This window comes from Acetatifactor muris, assembly GCF_024623325.1.
Taxonomy (GTDB): Bacteria; Bacillota; Clostridia; order Lachnospirales; family Lachnospiraceae; genus Acetatifactor; species Acetatifactor muris.
This window is the reverse complement of the sequence record NZ_JANJZD010000009.1, coordinates 75,230-92,142: the sequence shown is the minus strand read 5'-3', so window position 1 is coordinate 92,142 and position 16,913 is coordinate 75,230. Positions and strand designations below refer to the sequence as shown.

General features: G+C 50.7%; 19 protein-coding genes. 14 read left to right on the top strand and 5 right to left on the bottom strand.

Annotation, left to right across the window (positions count from 1 at the left end; translation table 11 throughout):
* Positions 1-1,284, bottom strand: coding sequence for an O-acetylhomoserine aminocarboxypropyltransferase/cysteine synthase family protein (locus tag NSB25_RS10295; protein WP_103239431.1), 1,284 nt, complete (start codon positions 1,282-1,284; stop codon positions 1-3).
* Positions 1,285-2,010: 726 nt separating this feature from the next.
* On the opposite strand from NSB25_RS10295, the gene NSB25_RS10290 reads away from it, so the two are divergent.
* The 3 genes from NSB25_RS10290 to NSB25_RS10280 all read left to right on the top strand — a co-directional run bounded on the left by NSB25_RS10290 (position 2,011) and on the right by NSB25_RS10280 (position 4,061).
* Complete coding sequence (locus NSB25_RS10290; RefSeq protein WP_103239515.1) at positions 2,011-3,405, top strand: TrpB-like pyridoxal phosphate-dependent enzyme; 1,395 nt, start codon at positions 2,011-2,013, stop codon at positions 3,403-3,405.
* Positions 3,406-3,570, top strand: coding sequence for a hypothetical protein (locus tag NSB25_RS10285; RefSeq protein WP_172455056.1), 165 nt, complete (start codon positions 3,406-3,408; stop codon positions 3,568-3,570).
* A gap of 113 nt (positions 3,571-3,683) precedes the next feature.
* Positions 3,684-4,061 (top strand): PH domain-containing protein, encoded by a 378-nt coding sequence (locus NSB25_RS10280; RefSeq protein ID WP_103239433.1) that lies wholly within the window; start codon positions 3,684-3,686, stop codon positions 4,059-4,061.
* A gap of 46 nt (positions 4,062-4,107) precedes the next feature.
* Here the strand turns inward: NSB25_RS10280 and NSB25_RS10275 are convergent, their stop codons facing one another.
* A complete protein-coding gene (locus NSB25_RS10275; protein ID WP_103239434.1) occupies positions 4,108-4,557 on the bottom strand; it encodes a putative ABC transporter permease in 450 nt (149 codons plus the stop codon).
* Between the two features lie 233 nt (positions 4,558-4,790).
* On the opposite strand from NSB25_RS10275, the gene NSB25_RS10270 reads away from it, so the two are divergent.
* The 4 genes from NSB25_RS10270 (at position 4,791) to folK (ending at position 8,476) form a co-directional block, all read left to right on the top strand.
* On the top strand, positions 4,791-6,095 hold the full coding sequence (locus NSB25_RS10270) for a bifunctional folylpolyglutamate synthase/dihydrofolate synthase (protein WP_103239516.1): 1,305 nt from the start codon (positions 4,791-4,793) through the stop codon (positions 6,093-6,095).
* Positions 6,092-6,649: a GTP cyclohydrolase I FolE gene (gene folE / locus NSB25_RS10265; RefSeq protein ID WP_103239435.1), complete on the top strand. Its 558-nt coding sequence runs from the start codon at positions 6,092-6,094 to the stop codon at positions 6,647-6,649. The genes NSB25_RS10270 and folE overlap by 4 nt, the downstream gene beginning before the upstream one ends.
* Before the next feature lie 114 nt (positions 6,650-6,763).
* Complete coding sequence (gene folP, locus NSB25_RS10260; RefSeq protein WP_103239436.1) at positions 6,764-7,588, top strand: dihydropteroate synthase; 825 nt, start codon at positions 6,764-6,766, stop codon at positions 7,586-7,588.
* Positions 7,589-7,633: 45 nt separating this feature from the next.
* On the top strand, positions 7,634-8,476 hold the full coding sequence (folK, locus tag NSB25_RS10255; RefSeq protein WP_103239517.1) for a 2-amino-4-hydroxy-6-hydroxymethyldihydropteridine diphosphokinase: 843 nt from the start codon (positions 7,634-7,636) through the stop codon (positions 8,474-8,476).
* Between the two features lie 23 nt (positions 8,477-8,499).
* Here the strand turns inward: folK and NSB25_RS10250 are convergent, their stop codons facing one another.
* Both NSB25_RS10250 and NSB25_RS10245 read right to left on the bottom strand, forming a co-directional pair.
* The gene (locus NSB25_RS10250) at positions 8,500-9,018 is read right to left on the bottom strand and encodes a Gx transporter family protein (RefSeq protein WP_103239437.1); all 519 of its coding nucleotides are present in this window, start codon (positions 9,016-9,018) and stop codon (positions 8,500-8,502) included.
* Between the two features lie 26 nt (positions 9,019-9,044).
* Complete coding sequence (locus tag NSB25_RS10245; protein WP_103239438.1) at positions 9,045-9,470, bottom strand: NusG domain II-containing protein; 426 nt, start codon at positions 9,468-9,470, stop codon at positions 9,045-9,047.
* A 129-nt stretch (positions 9,471-9,599) separates the two neighbouring features.
* Here NSB25_RS10245 and NSB25_RS10240 point away from each other — a divergent pair, with 129 nt between their 5' ends.
* Positions 9,600-10,724, top strand: coding sequence for an FAD:protein FMN transferase (locus NSB25_RS10240; protein WP_103239439.1), 1,125 nt, complete (start codon positions 9,600-9,602; stop codon positions 10,722-10,724).
* Positions 10,725-10,790: 66 nt separating this feature from the next.
* Here NSB25_RS10240 and NSB25_RS10235 read toward each other — a convergent pair whose 3' ends face one another.
* Positions 10,791-11,909: an MFS transporter gene (locus tag NSB25_RS10235; protein WP_103239440.1), complete on the bottom strand. Its 1,119-nt coding sequence runs from the start codon at positions 11,907-11,909 to the stop codon at positions 10,791-10,793.
* A 118-nt stretch (positions 11,910-12,027) separates the two neighbouring features.
* Here NSB25_RS10235 and NSB25_RS10230 point away from each other — a divergent pair, with 118 nt between their 5' ends.
* From NSB25_RS10230 to argB, 6 genes are all read left to right on the top strand, one after another.
* On the top strand, positions 12,028-12,375 hold the full coding sequence (locus NSB25_RS10230) for a DUF2087 domain-containing protein (RefSeq protein WP_103239441.1): 348 nt from the start codon (positions 12,028-12,030) through the stop codon (positions 12,373-12,375).
* A gap of 111 nt (positions 12,376-12,486) precedes the next feature.
* Complete coding sequence (gene argC, locus NSB25_RS10225) at positions 12,487-13,545, top strand: N-acetyl-gamma-glutamyl-phosphate reductase (RefSeq protein WP_103239442.1); 1,059 nt, start codon at positions 12,487-12,489, stop codon at positions 13,543-13,545.
* A gap of 78 nt (positions 13,546-13,623) precedes the next feature.
* Positions 13,624-14,052 carry a pyridoxamine 5'-phosphate oxidase family protein gene (locus tag NSB25_RS10220; RefSeq protein WP_103239443.1) on the top strand — a complete coding sequence of 143 codons (429 nt, stop codon included), beginning with the start codon at positions 13,624-13,626 and terminating at the stop codon, positions 14,050-14,052.
* A gap of 26 nt (positions 14,053-14,078) precedes the next feature.
* A complete protein-coding gene (locus tag NSB25_RS10215) occupies positions 14,079-14,543 on the top strand; it encodes a GNAT family N-acetyltransferase (protein ID WP_103239518.1) in 465 nt (154 codons plus the stop codon).
* A 77-nt stretch (positions 14,544-14,620) separates the two neighbouring features.
* Positions 14,621-15,844, top strand: a complete 1,224-nt coding sequence (gene argJ, locus NSB25_RS10210) for a bifunctional ornithine acetyltransferase/N-acetylglutamate synthase (RefSeq protein WP_103239519.1) — start codon at positions 14,621-14,623, stop codon at positions 15,842-15,844.
* Between the two features lie 69 nt (positions 15,845-15,913).
* Positions 15,914-16,804, top strand: a complete 891-nt coding sequence (gene argB, locus NSB25_RS10205; protein WP_103239444.1) for an acetylglutamate kinase — start codon at positions 15,914-15,916, stop codon at positions 16,802-16,804.
* Positions 16,805-16,913 lie beyond the last annotated feature (109 nt).

The window sequence follows — 16,913 nt, the reverse complement described above, 5'->3', positions numbered from 1 at the left end:
TTATTTTACTGCGTCAAATCCATTCCTCAGATCGTCTATGATATCATCGATATGCTCTGTGCCAATGGAAAGCCGGATGGTATTGGGTTTAATTCCCTGATCTTCCAGTTCTTCCGCCGTGAGCTGACTGTGGGTGGTGGTTGCGGGGTGAATCACCAGGCTCTTCACATCGGCCACATTTGCAAGCAGTGAGAAAATTTTAAGACTGTCAATAAACCTGTGAGCTTCTTTCATACCGCCCTTAATCTCAAAAGTGAAGATGGAACCACCGCCGTTGGGGAAGTATTTGCAGTATAATGCATGGTCCGGATGGTCGGGCAGAGAAGGATGATTGACCTTTTCCACCTGAGGATGGGCCGAAAGGAATTCCACCACCTTTTTCGTATTTTCCACATGTCGTTCCAGCCGCAGGGAAAGGGTTTCGATTCCCTGCAGAAGCAGGAATGCCGCAAAGGGGGAGATGGTGGCTCCGGTGTCCCGAAGTAAAATGGCGCGGATATAGGTCACAAATGCCGCAGGACCGGCAGCTTTTACAAAGGATACTCCGTGATAGCTGGGGCTGGGATCTGCGATTGCCGGATATCTGCCGGAAGCGGTCCAGTCAAAATTGCCGGAATCCACGATGACACCGCCCAGGGTTGTACCGTGACCGCCGAGAAATTTAGTGGCGGAATGTACTACAATATCTGCGCCGTGTCGGATGGGGCGAATAAGATACGGGGTGCCGAAAGTATTATCCACTACCAGTGGAAGCCCGTGTCTGTGAGCAAGTTCCGCCAAAGCGTCCATATCGGGAATGTCGCTGTTGGGATTGCCGAGAGTCTCAATGTAAATCGCCCGTGTATTCTCCTGAATGGCGGCTTCCACTTCGGCAGGATCATGGATATTTACAAAACTTGCCGTAATGCCGAATGTGGGAAGTGTGTGTGCCAGAAGGTTATAGCTGCCGCCGTAAATTGTCTTCTGAGCGACAAAATGACCGCCGTTTTGTCCCAGAGCCTCAAGAGTATAGGCAATAGCTGCCGCACCGGAGGCCAGAGCCAGGGCCGCCGCACCGCCTTCCAGAGCGGCCACACGCTGTTCCAGTACATCCTGGGTGGAATTCGTCAGCCTGCCGTATATGTTGCCGGCATCAGTAAGGCCGAAACGGTCCGCCGCATGGGCGGAGTCCCGGAACACATAGGAAGTGGTGGCATAGATGGGAACCGCACGGGCGTCGGTTGCCGGGTCCGGATGTTCCTGTCCTGCATGGAGCTGTAAAGTTTCAAATTTGTAATCAGACATATAGGTTTCTCCTTTCAGTTGAAATACCTACCGATTTGATAGGTATTATAATAGACCACCTTTTCTGATCTGTCAACAGAGAATTTGCCGGAACATCTTTCTTACATTTTGAGAGGATAAATTTTCACCGACCTATTGACACGGGCAAAAAAAGGTGATATAGTGTAAAAAATTTAATACTTCAAACCGTTGAAGCGGAGATAACGGCAGCGATGCCTTTACAGAGAGCCTGTGATGCTGAGAATCAGGTGAGAAACAAGTTGTCAAATGGACCGCGGAGGGCGCAGTCAAATGTGAGTCATTTTCACAGAGTATTCTGCGACGCTGCAGGCAAGCGTATAAATGCCGGGGATATGTTGGTATCCTGCAAGAGCACGGGTCATACCGTGAATCAAGGTGGCACCGCGGATAGTGTCGTACTGTTTGTTATCAGTAACTGTTCGTCCTTGACAGAGAGGATCTTTCTGTCAGGGGCGTTTTTTTATGCACGGGCCGGAACATGGAAGTCTGCTGTCAAAACACCATGCGGACTCGACCGGATGCCCGGAACTTCCCTGACATGAGATATCATATCACCCAATATGCCCTGAAGGAGGGAAATGCAATGCTGCTGACAAAACGCTGGCGTCCGCAGGGGCGCGGAAAGAGAATGAATCATAAAGAGAACAGGAACCTGAAGACAATTATTTGAATGGTAAAATGAACAGAGCCCAGGGAGGTAATATAATGCAGAATACAACAAAAACAGGGAAAATCCCCTACAAAATATATCTGAATGAAGAAGAGATGCCGAAGACATGGTATAATCTGCGGGCCGATATGAAGCAGAAGCCGGCGCCGCTCTTAAATCCCGGTACCCATCAGCCCATGAAAGCGGAAGAACTGTCAGCCGTTTTCTGCGAGGAACTGATTGCCCAGGAACTGGATAATGACACGGCATTTTTTGAGATCCCGGAGGTAATCCGTAATTTCTATAAAATGTATCGTCCGTCTCCTTTGGTACGCGCTTACTGCCTGGAGGAAAAGCTGGGCACACCGGCGAAAATCTATTATAAATTCGAGGGCAACAATACCAGCGGAAGCCACAAACTGAATTCCGCCGTCGCCCAGGCCTATTATGCGAAGAAGCAGGGACTTCAGGGTGTGACCACCGAGACCGGAGCCGGCCAGTGGGGGACGGCCCTTTCCATGGCATGTGCCTTCTTCGGCCTTGACTGTAAGGTATATATGGTGAAATGTTCCTATGAACAGAAGCCCTTCCGCCGGGAGGTAATGCGTACCTATGGGGCTTCGGTAACGCCTTCGCCGTCCATGGAGACCGAAGTGGGCAGGAAGATTCTCGCCGAGCATCCGGGTACCACCGGAAGCCTGGGCTGTGCCATCTCCGAGGCAGTGGAAAAGGCGGTGTCCAGCGAAGGCCATCGCTATGTTCTGGGCAGTGTGCTGAATCAGGTGCTTCTCCACCAGTCGGTTATCGGCCTGGAGACAAAGGCTGCTATGGACAAATACGGAGTGAAGCCCGATATCATCATCGGCTGTGCCGGAGGCGGTTCCAACCTTGGCGGTCTGATTGCACCGTTTATGGGGGAAAAGCTCCGGGGGGAAACGGACTGCCGGATTATCGCCGTGGAGCCGGCATCCTGCCCCAGCTTTACCAGAGGCGTATATGCCTACGACTTCTGTGATACGGGAATGGTATGTCCCCTTGCCAAAATGTATACACTGGGAAGCGATTTTATCCCGTCCGCCAATCATTCAGGCGGCCTTCGCTATCACGGTATGAGCTCCACGCTGTCCGAGCTGTACCATCAGGGTCTGATGGAAGCTGTCAGTGTGAAGCAGACGGAAGTGTTTGACGCGGCAGAATACTTTGCCAGGGTAGAAGGGATTCTGCCCGCGCCGGAAAGCTCTCACGCAATCCGTGTGGCCATTGACGAGGCGGTCAGGTGCAGGGAAAGCGGTGAAGAGAAAACGATTGTGTTTGGTCTTACAGGTACGGGATATTTTGATATGATGGCTTATGAAAAATATCACGACGGAAAAATGAGCGATTATATTCCCTCGGACGAAGAACTGGCAATCTGCCGCAATAAACTTCCGAAGGTTGCTTCTGAAGGCTGAGTGAAAAAGTTGTATCAGCTGTTTTTCGACAGTTCCCAGGCATGGGCCCGGGGACTGCTCTTTGAAATGACGGCGCAGCGTCCGATTTTACCCGGCATGGCTGCGGGATACCGGCAGGAACAAGGCATTTTTGCGGAGAATATGCAGTCGTGGCAGCGGTGCTGAGCGGGAGGAAGCCAGGTTGACAGCCCAGGTAAAATAAAGTATTCTATAGGAAACGTCTGAGAAGAATCGAGACGTTTCTGACAGAAAGCAATTTAGAAAGGACGGTGCATGGAATGGAATTTGTGGAGAGAAAAAGATGGCTGTTTTTCGGACTTCCCTTTACGTTTACAAAATATACGATAAAGGAAGATATGATTACCGTGGCGGAGGGCCTGCTGAAAACTGTGGAGAATGACTGTTATATGTACAAGGTTCAGGATGTCACACACAGCACCACTCTGGCGGAGAAGATTTTCGGTCTGGGGACCGTGACCTGCTATACGGGGGATACCACACATCCTCAGCTGGTGCTGCAGCATATTAAGAATTCCAGAACCGTAAAGGATTTTATATTGAAAGAGTCAGAAGAAGCCAGACTGAAGAGGCGTACGGTGAATATGCTGGATATTGGTTCTGTGGACCTTGACGATATGGACGATGCGGATACATAAGGCCGGATTCAGGCAAAATGATTTGCAGCAGGAAGACGCAGAGCTGTCATGCAGATAAATCAATATGAGGCTCCGTTACCTGCTGCTTTCCGGATTCGGAAGAGAGCAGCTTTTCGAACAGCAGCCCGGCGAGAATCCAACAGGGAATAAAATCCAGGCGGATGATGCGGCCTATGTTCCAGCGGCTGCGGCTATAATCCCAGGGACAGACTCTGTGTTTTGAGAGGAGACGGCCTGTGAGATATTCTCCCGCGAAAATCAGACCGGCATAGGCCAGGCCTCGTACCCGGGCGGATTTCCGGCAAAGAAGGCGGCTGAGCGGTGTAAAAAGAGCGGCACAGCCATAGATAGGGAACATCCAGAGGGAAGTGCAGCCTTTCAGAGTCATATCCCTGCGGCGCAGGGAGTCCAGAGCTGTGAAGCTGATTTCCATACACCAGCCGGCCAGGCCGCATTTCAGGAAATTTTTCAGAAAAAGGGTAAGAGTCTGCCTCATAATGATTCTCCTTCGGGATGTGCGTGAATGCACTCTTATAACAGTTCGACAGGGCCCCGAACTGTTATGACGCTTTAGCGTGACATTTTATAGTATAACCGGAGGAATATAAAATTATGAGAATGGCTGAAATGAAGTTTAAAAGCAAATACAGGCAAGCTGCGGATCCAGGTATTAAATGATTTGAATTGATAACACAGCATATGGAAACAGACGGAATACAGGTAGGGCAGATGAATATCAGGGAAGTATTTGAATATATAGAACAGGCCGGGAAATACGGTATCGTGCCCGGGCTGGACAATATACGGGCACTTTGCGGGAAAATGGGCAATCCGCAGAAGGAATTGCGGTTTGTGCACGTTGCGGGTACAAACGGAAAGGGATCCGTGTCCGCATATCTGGCATCGGTGTTGAGACAGGGCGGTTACAGAGTCGGAAGATTTCTTTCTCCGGTTCTTTTCGAATACAGAGAACGTATTCAGATAAACGACAGACCGATTACAAAGAGCGCTCTCTGCGAGGGTATGGAACTGATCCAAAAGGCCTGCGGGGAGATGCAGCAGGAGGGGATGACACACCCGACACCTTTTGAGATGGAGACAGCGCTGGGATTCTGGTATTTTCAGCAAAAACGCTGTGATATTGTGGTGCTGGAAACGGGAATGGGAGGTCTGCTGGACGCCACAAATGTGGTGGAGAATACCTGTGCGGCAGTGCTGACTTCCATCAGCAGGGACCATATGAGCTACCTGGGCGACTCACTGGAGGAAATCGCAGTTCAGAAGGCGGGAATCATCAAAAAGGGCTGTGATGTGATTACCGCGGTACAGGAACCTGAAGTCATGAGAATAATTTCACAGAAAGCTGCGGAGGCGGGCTGCCCGCTGCATGTTGCGGAGGCGGCCAATATTTCCCGGGTACATTATGGCCTGGAAAAGCAAAAGCTTACATACCGCGGTGTGAAATTTGAGATTTCTCTGGCAGGAAAGCATCAGATAGAAAATGCCGCAGTGGCGCTGGAGGTGCTGGAAGTCCTTCGGGAGAAAGGGTTGCCGGTGACGGAGGAAAAAGAGCGCAAAGGTATGGCGGAGACCCGATGGCCGGGAAGATTTACGGTAATTGGGCGGAAGCCTTATTTTATTGTGGACGGCGCACATAATGAGGACGCGGCAGGAAAGCTGGCGGAGTCTCTGAAGGCATATTTTCCCGGCAGGAGAATGATTTACATCATGGGTATGCTGAAGGATAAGGAATATGAAAAAGTAATTGCCCGGACTCATTTTCTGGCCGATCAGATTATCACGATAACCACACCGGATGAACCCAGAGCGCTGCCGGCATATCTGCTGGCCGGGGAGGTGGCCAAAGTACATGCAGGTGTGACGGCGGCTGACAGCCTGGAGGAGGCAGTGGAAATGAGCTGTCTGCTGGCGGGGAAGGAAGATGTCATTGTCGCTTTCGGCTCTCTTTCTTTTCTGGGAAGACTGATGAAGATAGTCGATAATATGGCGGGGAAAGGAAACGGACGGAAATGATAGATCAGGAAAAAATCAGAAAAGCAGTGGCGCTTTTGCTGGAGGGAATCGGAGAGGACCCGGGCAGAGAGGGACTGGCTGAGACGCCGGACAGAGTCGCCAGAATGTACGGGGAAATCTTCTCCGGTATGGATGCGGATGCGGCGGAACCGCTGGCAAAGGTATTTGCCGTGGGTGACAGCGAGATGGTTCTGGAAAAGGATATTGTCTTCTACTCCATGTGTGAACACCATATGATGCCTTTTTACGGAAAGGCGCATATAGCATATATTCCGGACGGAAAGGTGCTGGGGCTGAGCAAGCTGGCCAGAACGGTGGAGATTTATGCCAGGAGACTGCAGCTGCAGGAGAGGATGACGGGACAGATTGCGGATGCGGTTATGGAACATCTGAGTCCCCGGGGCGTGATGGTGGTTCTGGAGGCGGAGCATATGTGCATGACCATGCGAGGGGTGAAGAAACCGGGCAGCAGAACGGTGAGCATGGCTGTGAGAGGGGCCTTCGAGGGAGACAGCGGGCTGCAGGAGCGTTTTTTCCGGATGCTGCAGATGTGAGTGGGGGATGGGACTGAGTTCCCCGATCAGACTGGAAGGGCGGCGGTATCAGCCGGTATCTGTCAACAGAAAATGTAACAGCAGTACAGGAGAAATAAGAAACGGAGAGAGCAGATGCTTATCGGAAAGAAAGAATTTCAGACTTCAGGACATACTTATGTAATGGGAATTTTAAATATGACGCCGGATTCTTTTTCGGATGGCGGAAAGTGGAACGACACAGACAGGGCGCTTCGACATGTGGAGGAAATGATTGAGGCGGGAGCCGATATCATTGACATCGGAGGCGAGTCCACTCGTCCGGGCTACACTGTTCTGCCGGAAGAGGAAGAAATCCGGAGGGCAGTTCCCATAATAGAGGCGGTGAAGGCGGCTTTTGACATTCCGGTTTCCCTGGATACCTATAAGCCGGGAGTGGCGCTGGCGGGTATTGCAGCCGGGGCAGACCTGATGAATGACATATGGGGACTGAAATATGATTCCCGCATGGGGGAAATAATAGCCGAGAGCGGACTGCCCTGCTGTCTGATGCATAACCGGAGAGAGGCAGATTACAAAACCTTTCTGCCGGAGGTGATCTCGGATTTGCAGGAGACTTTGCATCTGGCAAAAAAGGCTGGTATTCCGGAAGAAAAAATCATACTGGATCCTGGCGTCGGTTTTGGTAAAACCTATGAACAGAATCTGGAAGTGATTCGGAGACTGGAGGAGCTGAAGCAGCTTCACTGTCCTTTGCTTTTAGGATGCAGTCGGAAATCTGTGATCGGTCTGACACTTGACCTTCCCGTGGAACAGAGACTGGAAGGTACGCTGACGACTACGGTCATGGCGGTGCTTTCCGGCTGTATGTTTGTGCGGGTGCATGATGTGAGAGAGAATGTGAGAGCCATAAAAATGGCGGAGGCCATTATTCATATGCAGGAAGACAGAATGAACTGATGCGGATCCATGAATATTAGAAAGAATAAAAATGAGGAAGAGTTTATGTTTTCAGAATGGGCAGAAGATGAAATTCATATCGACGGACTGGAAATTTATGCACATCACGGCGCATATGAGGAAGAGAGGACGAACGGGCAGACATTCTATGTGAACGCTGTTTTGTATATGGATACACATGTGGCCGGAGTCAGTGACGAACTGGAATATACGACAGACTATGGAAATGTGTGCCGGTTTATGAATGACTGGATGCGGCAGAATACCTGCAGACTGCTGGAAGCTGTGGCGGAGAGGATGGCAAATGCGCTGTTGCTGCGTTACAGAATGGTTTCTGCCGTTGACCTGGAGATTCAGAAGCCTCATGCGCCGGTGCGCTTACCTTTTGAGATGATATCTGTGAAGGTACATCGAAGCTGGCACCGGGCATATATTGCGTTGGGGTCCAACATGGGAGATCGGGAAGCGTATCTGTCCGGAGCTCTGAAAGCGCTGAAGGAGCATCCGCAGATTGTGCTGAAAAAAGTTTCTGACTGTATTGTCACAGAGCCTTATGGAGGTGTGAAGCAGGAAGATTTTCTGAACAGTGTGGCGGAGATAGAGACACTTTTAAATCCGGAGCAGCTTCTGGAAGCTCTCCATGAGATTGAAAATGCTGCCGGCAGAGAGAGAACGCTGCGGTGGGGGCCCAGGACACTGGATCTGGATATCTTATTCTATGACAGACTTCTGATGGACAGAGAAGACCTGGTGATTCCCCACCCTGATCTGGAGAATCGGCGTTTTGTACTGGAACCTATGACTGCCATCGCACCGTATTTTCGGCATCCGGCCACGGGAAAGGCCATGCGGGAGCTCTTACAGGAACTGGAGAAAGGTCCGCTGTGACGGTCCGTAGGGAGAGTTTTTCATCAGGCGGAACGTTGGGAGGGCAGGTATTTTCCCAGGAAGCCTGCGCAGAAACCGGTGAATAAACCGGTGAGAATTCCGCTTAAAATCAGGAAAGGCCCATAGGAGAACACGCCTTTGGTGGAGGTGACGGCAAAAGCCAGAGCCAGCTGCCCCATATTGTGTGTCAGGCCGCCCATGGCGCCTGTGAGGAAGACCAGGTTTTTCTGCAACAGTCTCATGACCAGAGCCATTACCAGCAGGCTGAGCAGGCCGCCGGACAGGCTGTAGAGCAGAGAGAGGGCCTGGCCGAAGAGCAGGGCGGACAGCAGGATTCTGGACAGCAGTACAACGATGGCATCCTTCACAGAGAAGTGCCGCAGCAGAATCAGAGTGACAATGTTAGCAAGTCCCGGCTTGATACCTGGAATGGGTGCCAGGGGCGGAATGGCGCTTTCAATGGCATAGACGGCGAGAGACAATGTGGTGAAAAGTGCCAGGAAGGTAACTTTTTTTACGGGCATGGACGTTTTCCGGGACATAACAGCTCCTTTAGTATGTGATTTCTTCAATAACTGACAGCATCGGGGACGGCAGAAGTATCTGCGGAGCTGCCTTCGGAATTATCCGCAGGGCGCAGCATAATCACAAGTCGATTTGGCAGGCAGGTAATGGGCAGGCCGGAATTTTGGATAAAACCCTGACCCACGCAGAGCTTATCCGGGCAGTCGGCGGAGATGATGCCGATACTGTCCGGGCGGACTTCAATTTCATTGACGCAGCCATTTTCTCCTGTTATGGTAAAAGTATCAGGTTCTGTGTGATTATCTAACGGAATACTCATAAGCCGATTTCCGTTTTGAAAAATATCTGCAATATAGCGCGTATTGCTTTCCGGAGGACGCAGCAGGGCGGAAAGGCTTGCCAGGCACAGAACAAGTAGGAAGACTGTGATGGCTGCGGCAGCTTTTTTCCAGGATGGATATTTGTTCATCGGGACACCTTTCTGCTGATTCAGGCAAAATCAGGAAGCCGGCTATGCGGAACCTGACTGCGGATGACAGTCCGTTCAGGTCACTGAACTGTTACGATTGGAAACAGTATAACAAAAAGGAAAGAAAAAATGAAGAGATTTTTGAAATCAGCCACGGTACTGGTACTGTGGCTGGCAGTGTTTTCCTGCTGCGGCTGCGGGGCCGGAGGAGACAGACACTTGTCCGGAATGGAGGGAGGCGACACAGCTGAAGGACAGGAGGACAGTTCAGACAGCGACAAAGACAACGGGAAGACTGCGGCATGGCAATACGTGGATACTGCCATGGGAACAGTGATTCGGCAGACGATCTATGGGACCGAAGGCACTGCAGAAGCTTTTTCGGAGGAGGTAATGACGCTTCTGGCAGAATTGGAGAGCGGGGAGCTGTCCTGGCGGATGGAATCTTCGGAAGTGTATCGGATAAACGCTTCGGCGGGAAATGAGGAAGGCTGTACTTTATCCGAAGAAATGGCGCAGCTGCTGCAAAGCTGTGTGGAACTGTATGAGAAAGCGGAAGGCGCTTTTGACGTGACGCTGGGACCGGTAAGCAGACTTTGGAATATTGACAGATGGGCGGCGGAAGGGGAGGGAGAGAATTTCCAGCCGCCCTCTTCGGAGGCCATACGGGAAGCGGTGAGTCTGTGCGGAAGCGACAGACTCAGACTGGAGAAAGATTCAGCGCGCATTTTCCTGCCGGAGGGAATGCAGCTTGATTTGGGCGCTGTGGGAAAGGGAGTTGCGCTGTCGCGGATCTGTGAGCTGCTGGAAAAACAGACGGAAATAAGCGGGGCAGTGATTTCCCTGGGAGGAAGCATCCTGACTTGGGGGAGCAAACCGGACGGCAGCGTCTGGAAAGTGGGAATTGTCAATCCTTTTGACACGTCGTCCAATATAGGAATACTGAGTCTGGAGGGGCAGTGGTGCATTTCCACTTCTGGAGATTATGAGCGGTATGTGGAAGTGGACGGTGTGCGCTATCACCATATTCTGGACCCGGCAACAGGTTGTCCCTCCGTCAGCAGCGTCCGCGGTGTGAGCATTTTGTCACAGGATGGTTTTTCCGGTGACGGTCTTTCCACAGCCTGTTTTATTCTGGGGCCGGAGAAAGGAATGGCGCTGGCGGCGGCATATGACGCGGAAGTGCTTTTTGTGCTGGCTGACGGAGAAATCATTATGTCGGACGGAATGAAAGAATATTTCAAACCAATGTAAAAATGGAGCAACGACTTCTGCCAGGGTGTCATATTTCATCTGGGCGCATTTCATAAGTTCTCCTTTCTATTTTGTCTGTGTTTCAGGGTAGACGATCAGTCTCAGCCGGGACGCGGAAACCAGAGTCAGGACAATGACCAGTATCTGGACGACATAGACAGGTCTGACTGCGAAGACATTTCCGCCGGCACACATGGTAAAAAAGGGAAACTGTGTGTGCATGGCTGTCAGGCTGCAGACCGGTACGAGAAGTCCCAGGGATTCCGCAAAAATCAGCATACGTTTACAGCCGAACCGGGAAGAAACCCGTCCGGTGGAAAATCCGCCTGCTATCACCCCCAGGGTCTGAATGACCAGAAGTGTGGATACCTGGGTGGAAGGCAGCCTGAGGAAATTCTGGGCATAGAGATAAATGAAGGTATTGATCATGGAGGAAGTATGGGAGAGACAATTCGTTATCAAAAGCCAGTTAAAATCCCGGTTGCGGAAGCAGCGGAAAAGTTCACTCAGGTAGACCTTCACATTGCGCTCCTCTTTGGGACTTGCTCCCACAGGTTCTTCTCTGAGCGGAATAAAGCACAGAACCGAGGAAGTCAGAAGAATACCGGCAAGACCGAAGATAATGCCGTATTTTGTCCAGCGATCCAGCTCAGGAGAATCCCGGATGATTTTGACGAGATTGCTGGATATAAAGGTGATGAAGCCGGATATGGCAAAAAGTGTCCCTACCAGCTGCCCCCGCTGTCTGCCGGTCACACAGTCCCCGAGCAGATGATTCCAGATAATGCCGCTCATGGACTGGAAACAAAAATAAAGGAGCATGACCATAAAGAATGCTCCGACGATGACGGAATCCGGAAAGCGCAGAAGGAGCAGAAACGGAATCAGAAGAATGGCGCCGCGGGAAATTCCGTTTAAAAGCAGAGAGAGCGACTTCTTGCTCACTGCCGCGGCGATAAAGCCTCCTGCCAGAAGAGGGGTAATTCCATGCAAAATGCTCTGCATGCTGGAGAGAGAACCAATCAGTGTCAGGCTTGCGCCAAATTCTGCCAGAAAAAGGGGCACAATAGTGGTCATTCCGAGAACATCTGTGCCCAGCGTATTGAACAGACCCTCAAAAAGAATACAGTAATAATTTCTTCCCTTGTCAGATGGAAAACGAAATTTCTTTTTCATTTTATACATAAGCAGGCTCCTCAAGTTGTTCTGCTTTCATCATAATAGTCTGTTATTCCGGTTGCAATTGTCATAATTTCATATCACTGTCACAAAGCGTGCAATCTTCTGTGTCTCATGCCTTGAAATGTATATTCGGATACTGTATAATGCAATCCGTGGAGCTTTTCAGTTTTTATCAGGGAAAGCAGGAGTAAAGAGGATACTGGCGCTTTCGAAGATTGCGGAAAAGTTTGAGCTATCCGTAAAATATACGGAAAAAGAAGTAAACGAAATTATCAGGAATTCCATTGTATTTACAGATATAGAATTAATCCGGAGAGAAATGTTCCAGCACAGATTCATCGGAAGACTGAGGGACGGTTCGAAATACTGGCTGGAAGAGGACTGGAAATCTCTCTATGGGGATTACCTGGGAGAAGTTCGGGGCGCGGCTTTGGACTGCGGTGAGAATAGAACAGAAGAGAGTGAATAAATATTCATTTATAAAATATAAGCTGCATAAAAATAAAAAAGTAGTGGACATTTATACAAAAAGTGGTATGATTACAAAAGGTACACTTAAAAAGTGCGGAAGGGAGCAGACATGATAAAGGCAGGAATTATCGGTGCTACAGGCTATGCCGGCGCTGAGCTTGTGAGAATCTTAATGAATCACAGGGAGACGGAAATCGTCTGGTATGGTTCCCACAGTCATATTGACAGAAAATATGCCGAAGTTTATGGGAACATGTTCCGGATAGTGGAGAATGTGTGCAGGGACGATAATCTGTCGGAGCTGGCGCAGCAGGCGGATGTGATTTTTACGGCCACACCCCAGGGATTTCTGGCGGGAATGTTGACAGAAGAGATTCTGGAGAAGACAAAAATTGTGGATTTATCTGCGGATTACCGCATAAAGGATGTGTCTGTATACGAGAAATGGTACGGCATTGAGCATAAGTCACCGCAGTTTATTGGGGAGGCAGTGTATGGCCTGTGTGAAATAAACCGGGAGAAGATTACGGAGCGCACCAGGCTGGTGGCGAATCCGGGCTGTTATACCACCTGCTCTATCCTGACGGCGTATCCGCTGGTCAGGGAGGGACTGATTGATACGGATACATTAATTATTGATGCGAAATCGGGAACCTCCGGAGCGGGCCGCGGAGCGAAAGTGCAGAATCTTTTCTGTGAAGTGAATGAGAATATCAAGGCATATGGGGTGGCCGGCCATCGCCATACACCGGAGATTGAGGAGCAGCTGGGCTATGCGGGGAACTGTAATGTGACCATTAATTTTACCCCTCATCTGGTGCCGATGAACAGAGGAATTCTGGTGACGGAATATGCGAAATTGAATAAGAAGGCTGACGGTACTCTACCTTCTTACGAGGAGATAAAAGCTGTCTACGACAGGTACTATGACACAGAGAAATTTATCCGCGTGCTTGACAAAGGGATTTGTCCTGAGACCAGATGGGTGGAGGGCAGCAATTATGTGGACATTGGTTTTGTGATTGATGAGAGAACCGGCCGCATTATTATGATGGGCGCCCTGGATAATCTGGTGAAAGGGGCAGCGGGCCAGGCAGTGCAGAATATGAACCTGCTGTTCGGACTGAAAGAGAGCGAAGGACTGGAACTGGTGCCATGCTTTCCCTGAATGACAGGGGGGAGCTCAGATAACAGCAGGGATTTAGGGTGTCGGAGGGAGACTGCAGAACTCAGATAAGGAGAAAAAATGGGAGAAAAATTAACTGAAAAAACGGCGCAGATCATGGATGAAAGGTTTGGCTGCGATACATTGCTGTCCGTGGCCACTGTGGAAGAGGGAATGCCCTCTGTGCGGATTGTGGATGCTTATTACGAGAAAGGCGCATTTTATGTAGTTACATATGCGCTTTCCAACAAAATGAGACAAATTGCGGGGAATCCGGCCGTGGCTGTCTGCGGCGAGTGGTTTACGGCTCACGGCACCGGTGAGAATCTGGGACATGTGAAGGATGAGCGCAACGCGGAAATCATGTCCAAAGTGAGGGCTGCTTTTGCCGAGTGGTATGATAACGGTCATACAAATGAAGACGATCCGAATACCTGTCTTCTCCGCATACAGCTGACGGACGGCGTACTTTTTCATAATGGGACCAGATTTGATATTGATTTTACATGAAGATTACAGAAAACAGGACGGAAAATATGAATACCGGAACATTTACAATCAGAGCTATGGTGGCAGACGATTATGAGGGGCTGTACACGTTGTGGAAGACTATAAAAGGATTCGGCATGCGGAGCATTGACGATTCCAGGGAGGGTGTGGAACGGTTTCTCAGGCGCAATCCTGATACCAGTGTGGTGGCAGTGGATGAAGATGGGATTATTGTAGGCGGAATTCTCTGCGGACATGACGGCAGGAGAGGCTGTCTGTATCATGTGTGTGTCCGGGAGGACTGGCGCAGAAAAGGTATCGGCAGAGCCATGGTAGTCTACTGTATGAATGCGCTGAAGGATGAGAAAATCAATAAAGTCAGCCTGATTGCCTTTACGGTGAACGATGTGGGAAATGCATTCTGGAAGCGCATTGGCTGGACCAGGCGGGAGGACCTGAACTATTATGACTTTACGCTGAATGAGGCAAATATCACGGCGTTCAATCAATAGCTCCCTTAACAAAAAAGCATCAGCTTATGACCCAAAAGGGCGATAAATACATAACAGAACAGGAAAAGAGGAAGAATATGAAGCAAATAGAAGGCGGTGTGACCGCGGCGAAGGGGTTTCAGGCAGCCGGTGTGGAAGCCGGCATAAAATATCAGAACCGCAGAGACATGGCGCTGATTTACAGTACCAGGCCCTGTGCGGCGGCAGGTACCTTTACCTCCAATGTGGTGAAGGCAGCGCCGGTGCTCTGGGATAAGGAGCTGGTGGAGAACTCTCCTTTTGTACAGGCAGTGATAATCAATTCCGGGATCGCCAACGCCTGTACGGGAAAACAGGGAATGGATTGCTGTAAAACGGAGAGCAGGTGTGCGGGTGAGCTGCTGGGCATTCCGGAGTCTGCCGTACTGGTGGCTTCCACCGGTGTGATCGGGATGCAGATTCCGACAGAGCGGATTACGGATGGCATACGAAAGCTTGCGGCGGCGAAGGCGGAAGGTCCGGAGGCCGGACTGGATGCCGCGAAGGCCATTATGACCACGGATACCGTTCCGAAGCAGATTGCGGTGGAGGTAGAGCTGGACGGCAAGACGGTGACCATCGGCGGAATGTGTAAAGGCTCCGGCATGATTCATCCCAATATGTGCACCATGCTGGGATTCCTCACCACGGATGCAGCCATTTCCAAAGAGATGCTGCGTAGAGCGTTGCGCACGGATGTGGCAGATTCTTTTAATATGATATCCGTGGACGGGGACACCAGCACCAACGATACTCTGTTGATTCTGGCCAATGGTCTGGCGGGGAACCGGGAAATCACAGCCGAAGGAGAAGACTATGACCGTTTTTGCGAGGCACTGCATTTTGTCACTGTGTATCTGGCCAGAAAAATGGCGGGTGACGGAGAGGGTGCCACGGCATTGTTCGAGACAAAGGTAATCGGTGCGGCATCCAGAGAAGATGCGCGGACGCTGGCCAAGTCCGTGATCTGTTCTTCTCTGACCAAGGCGGCTATCTTCGGACATGATGCCAACTGGGGCAGAATTCTCTGTGCGCTGGGATACTCGGGAGCGCAGTTCGACCCGGAAAATGTGGACCTCTATTTCCAGAGCACAGGTGGCAGCATTCATATCTATGGGAACGGTACAGCCTGCGATTACAGCGAGGAGGAGGCAACCAGGATTCTCTCTGCCCCGGAAGTCACTGTTCTGGTGGATATGCATATGGGAGAGGCACAGGCTACTGCCTGGGGCTGTGACTTGAGCTATGATTATGTGAAAATCAATGCGGATTACCGAAGTTAGGACAGGCGGATTTGCGGTGAGGGGGATTCGGACAGACAAAATAACCGGGAGGAGAGGAGCCTGAAAGGTATGGAAAAGGATATGGAAAAGGTACTGCAGAAGGCGGAGGTGCTCATAGAGGCCCTTCCCTATATCCAGCGTTTCAACCGCAAAATCATTGTGGTGAAATACGGTGGCAGTGCCATGAGCAATGAAGAACTGCAGAAAAACGTGATTAAGGACGTGACACTTTTAAAGCTGGTGGGATTCAAACCCATCATCGTTCACGGCGGCGGCAAAGAAATCAGCCGCTGGGTGGGGAAAGTGGGCAAGGAGTCCACTTTTGTCAACGGACTGCGGGTCACCGACGGGGAGACCATGGAAATTGCGGAGATGGTTCTCAATAAAGTCAACAAGGACCTGGTGAGCATGGTGCAGGAGCTGGGGGTAAAGGCGGTGGGTATCAGCGGTAAGGACGGCGGCCTTCTGCAGGTGGAGAAGAAATACTCCGACGGACAGGATATCGGATTTGTGGGAGAGATTACAGAAGTGAACCCCAAAGTGCTCTATGATCTGCTGGAGAAAGATTTCCTGCCCATTGTGGCGCCTGTGGGCCTGGACAGCCAGTTTCAGACCTATAATATCAATGCCGACGATGCGGCCTGTGCCATCGCCAGGGCTGTGAAGGCGGAGAAACTGGCTTTCCTGACGGATATCGAAGGCATTTATAAGGATTTCAGGGAAAAGAAGGGATTCATATCCAGAATTTCCGCGGCCCAGGCCGAAGAGCTGATTTCCGGAGGATATGTGGGAGGCGGCATGCTGCCGAAGCTGAACAACTGTACTGCCGCTGTCCGAAACGGCGTCAGCCGTGTCCACATACTGGACGGCAGAATCCCCCACTGCCTGCTGCTGGAGATCTTCACAAAACAGGGCATCGGCACTGCGATCGTGGCAGACGAAGAAGCAGAGCAGAATTAGGGGAATCAGAGAAGCGCCGAAAGAACTTCACACTTTAGAGCCGTCGCGCAGCGACTGAAAATGTGAAGTCAGGAAGGCGCACGAGAGCAACTTTTATGAGTGCATTTCG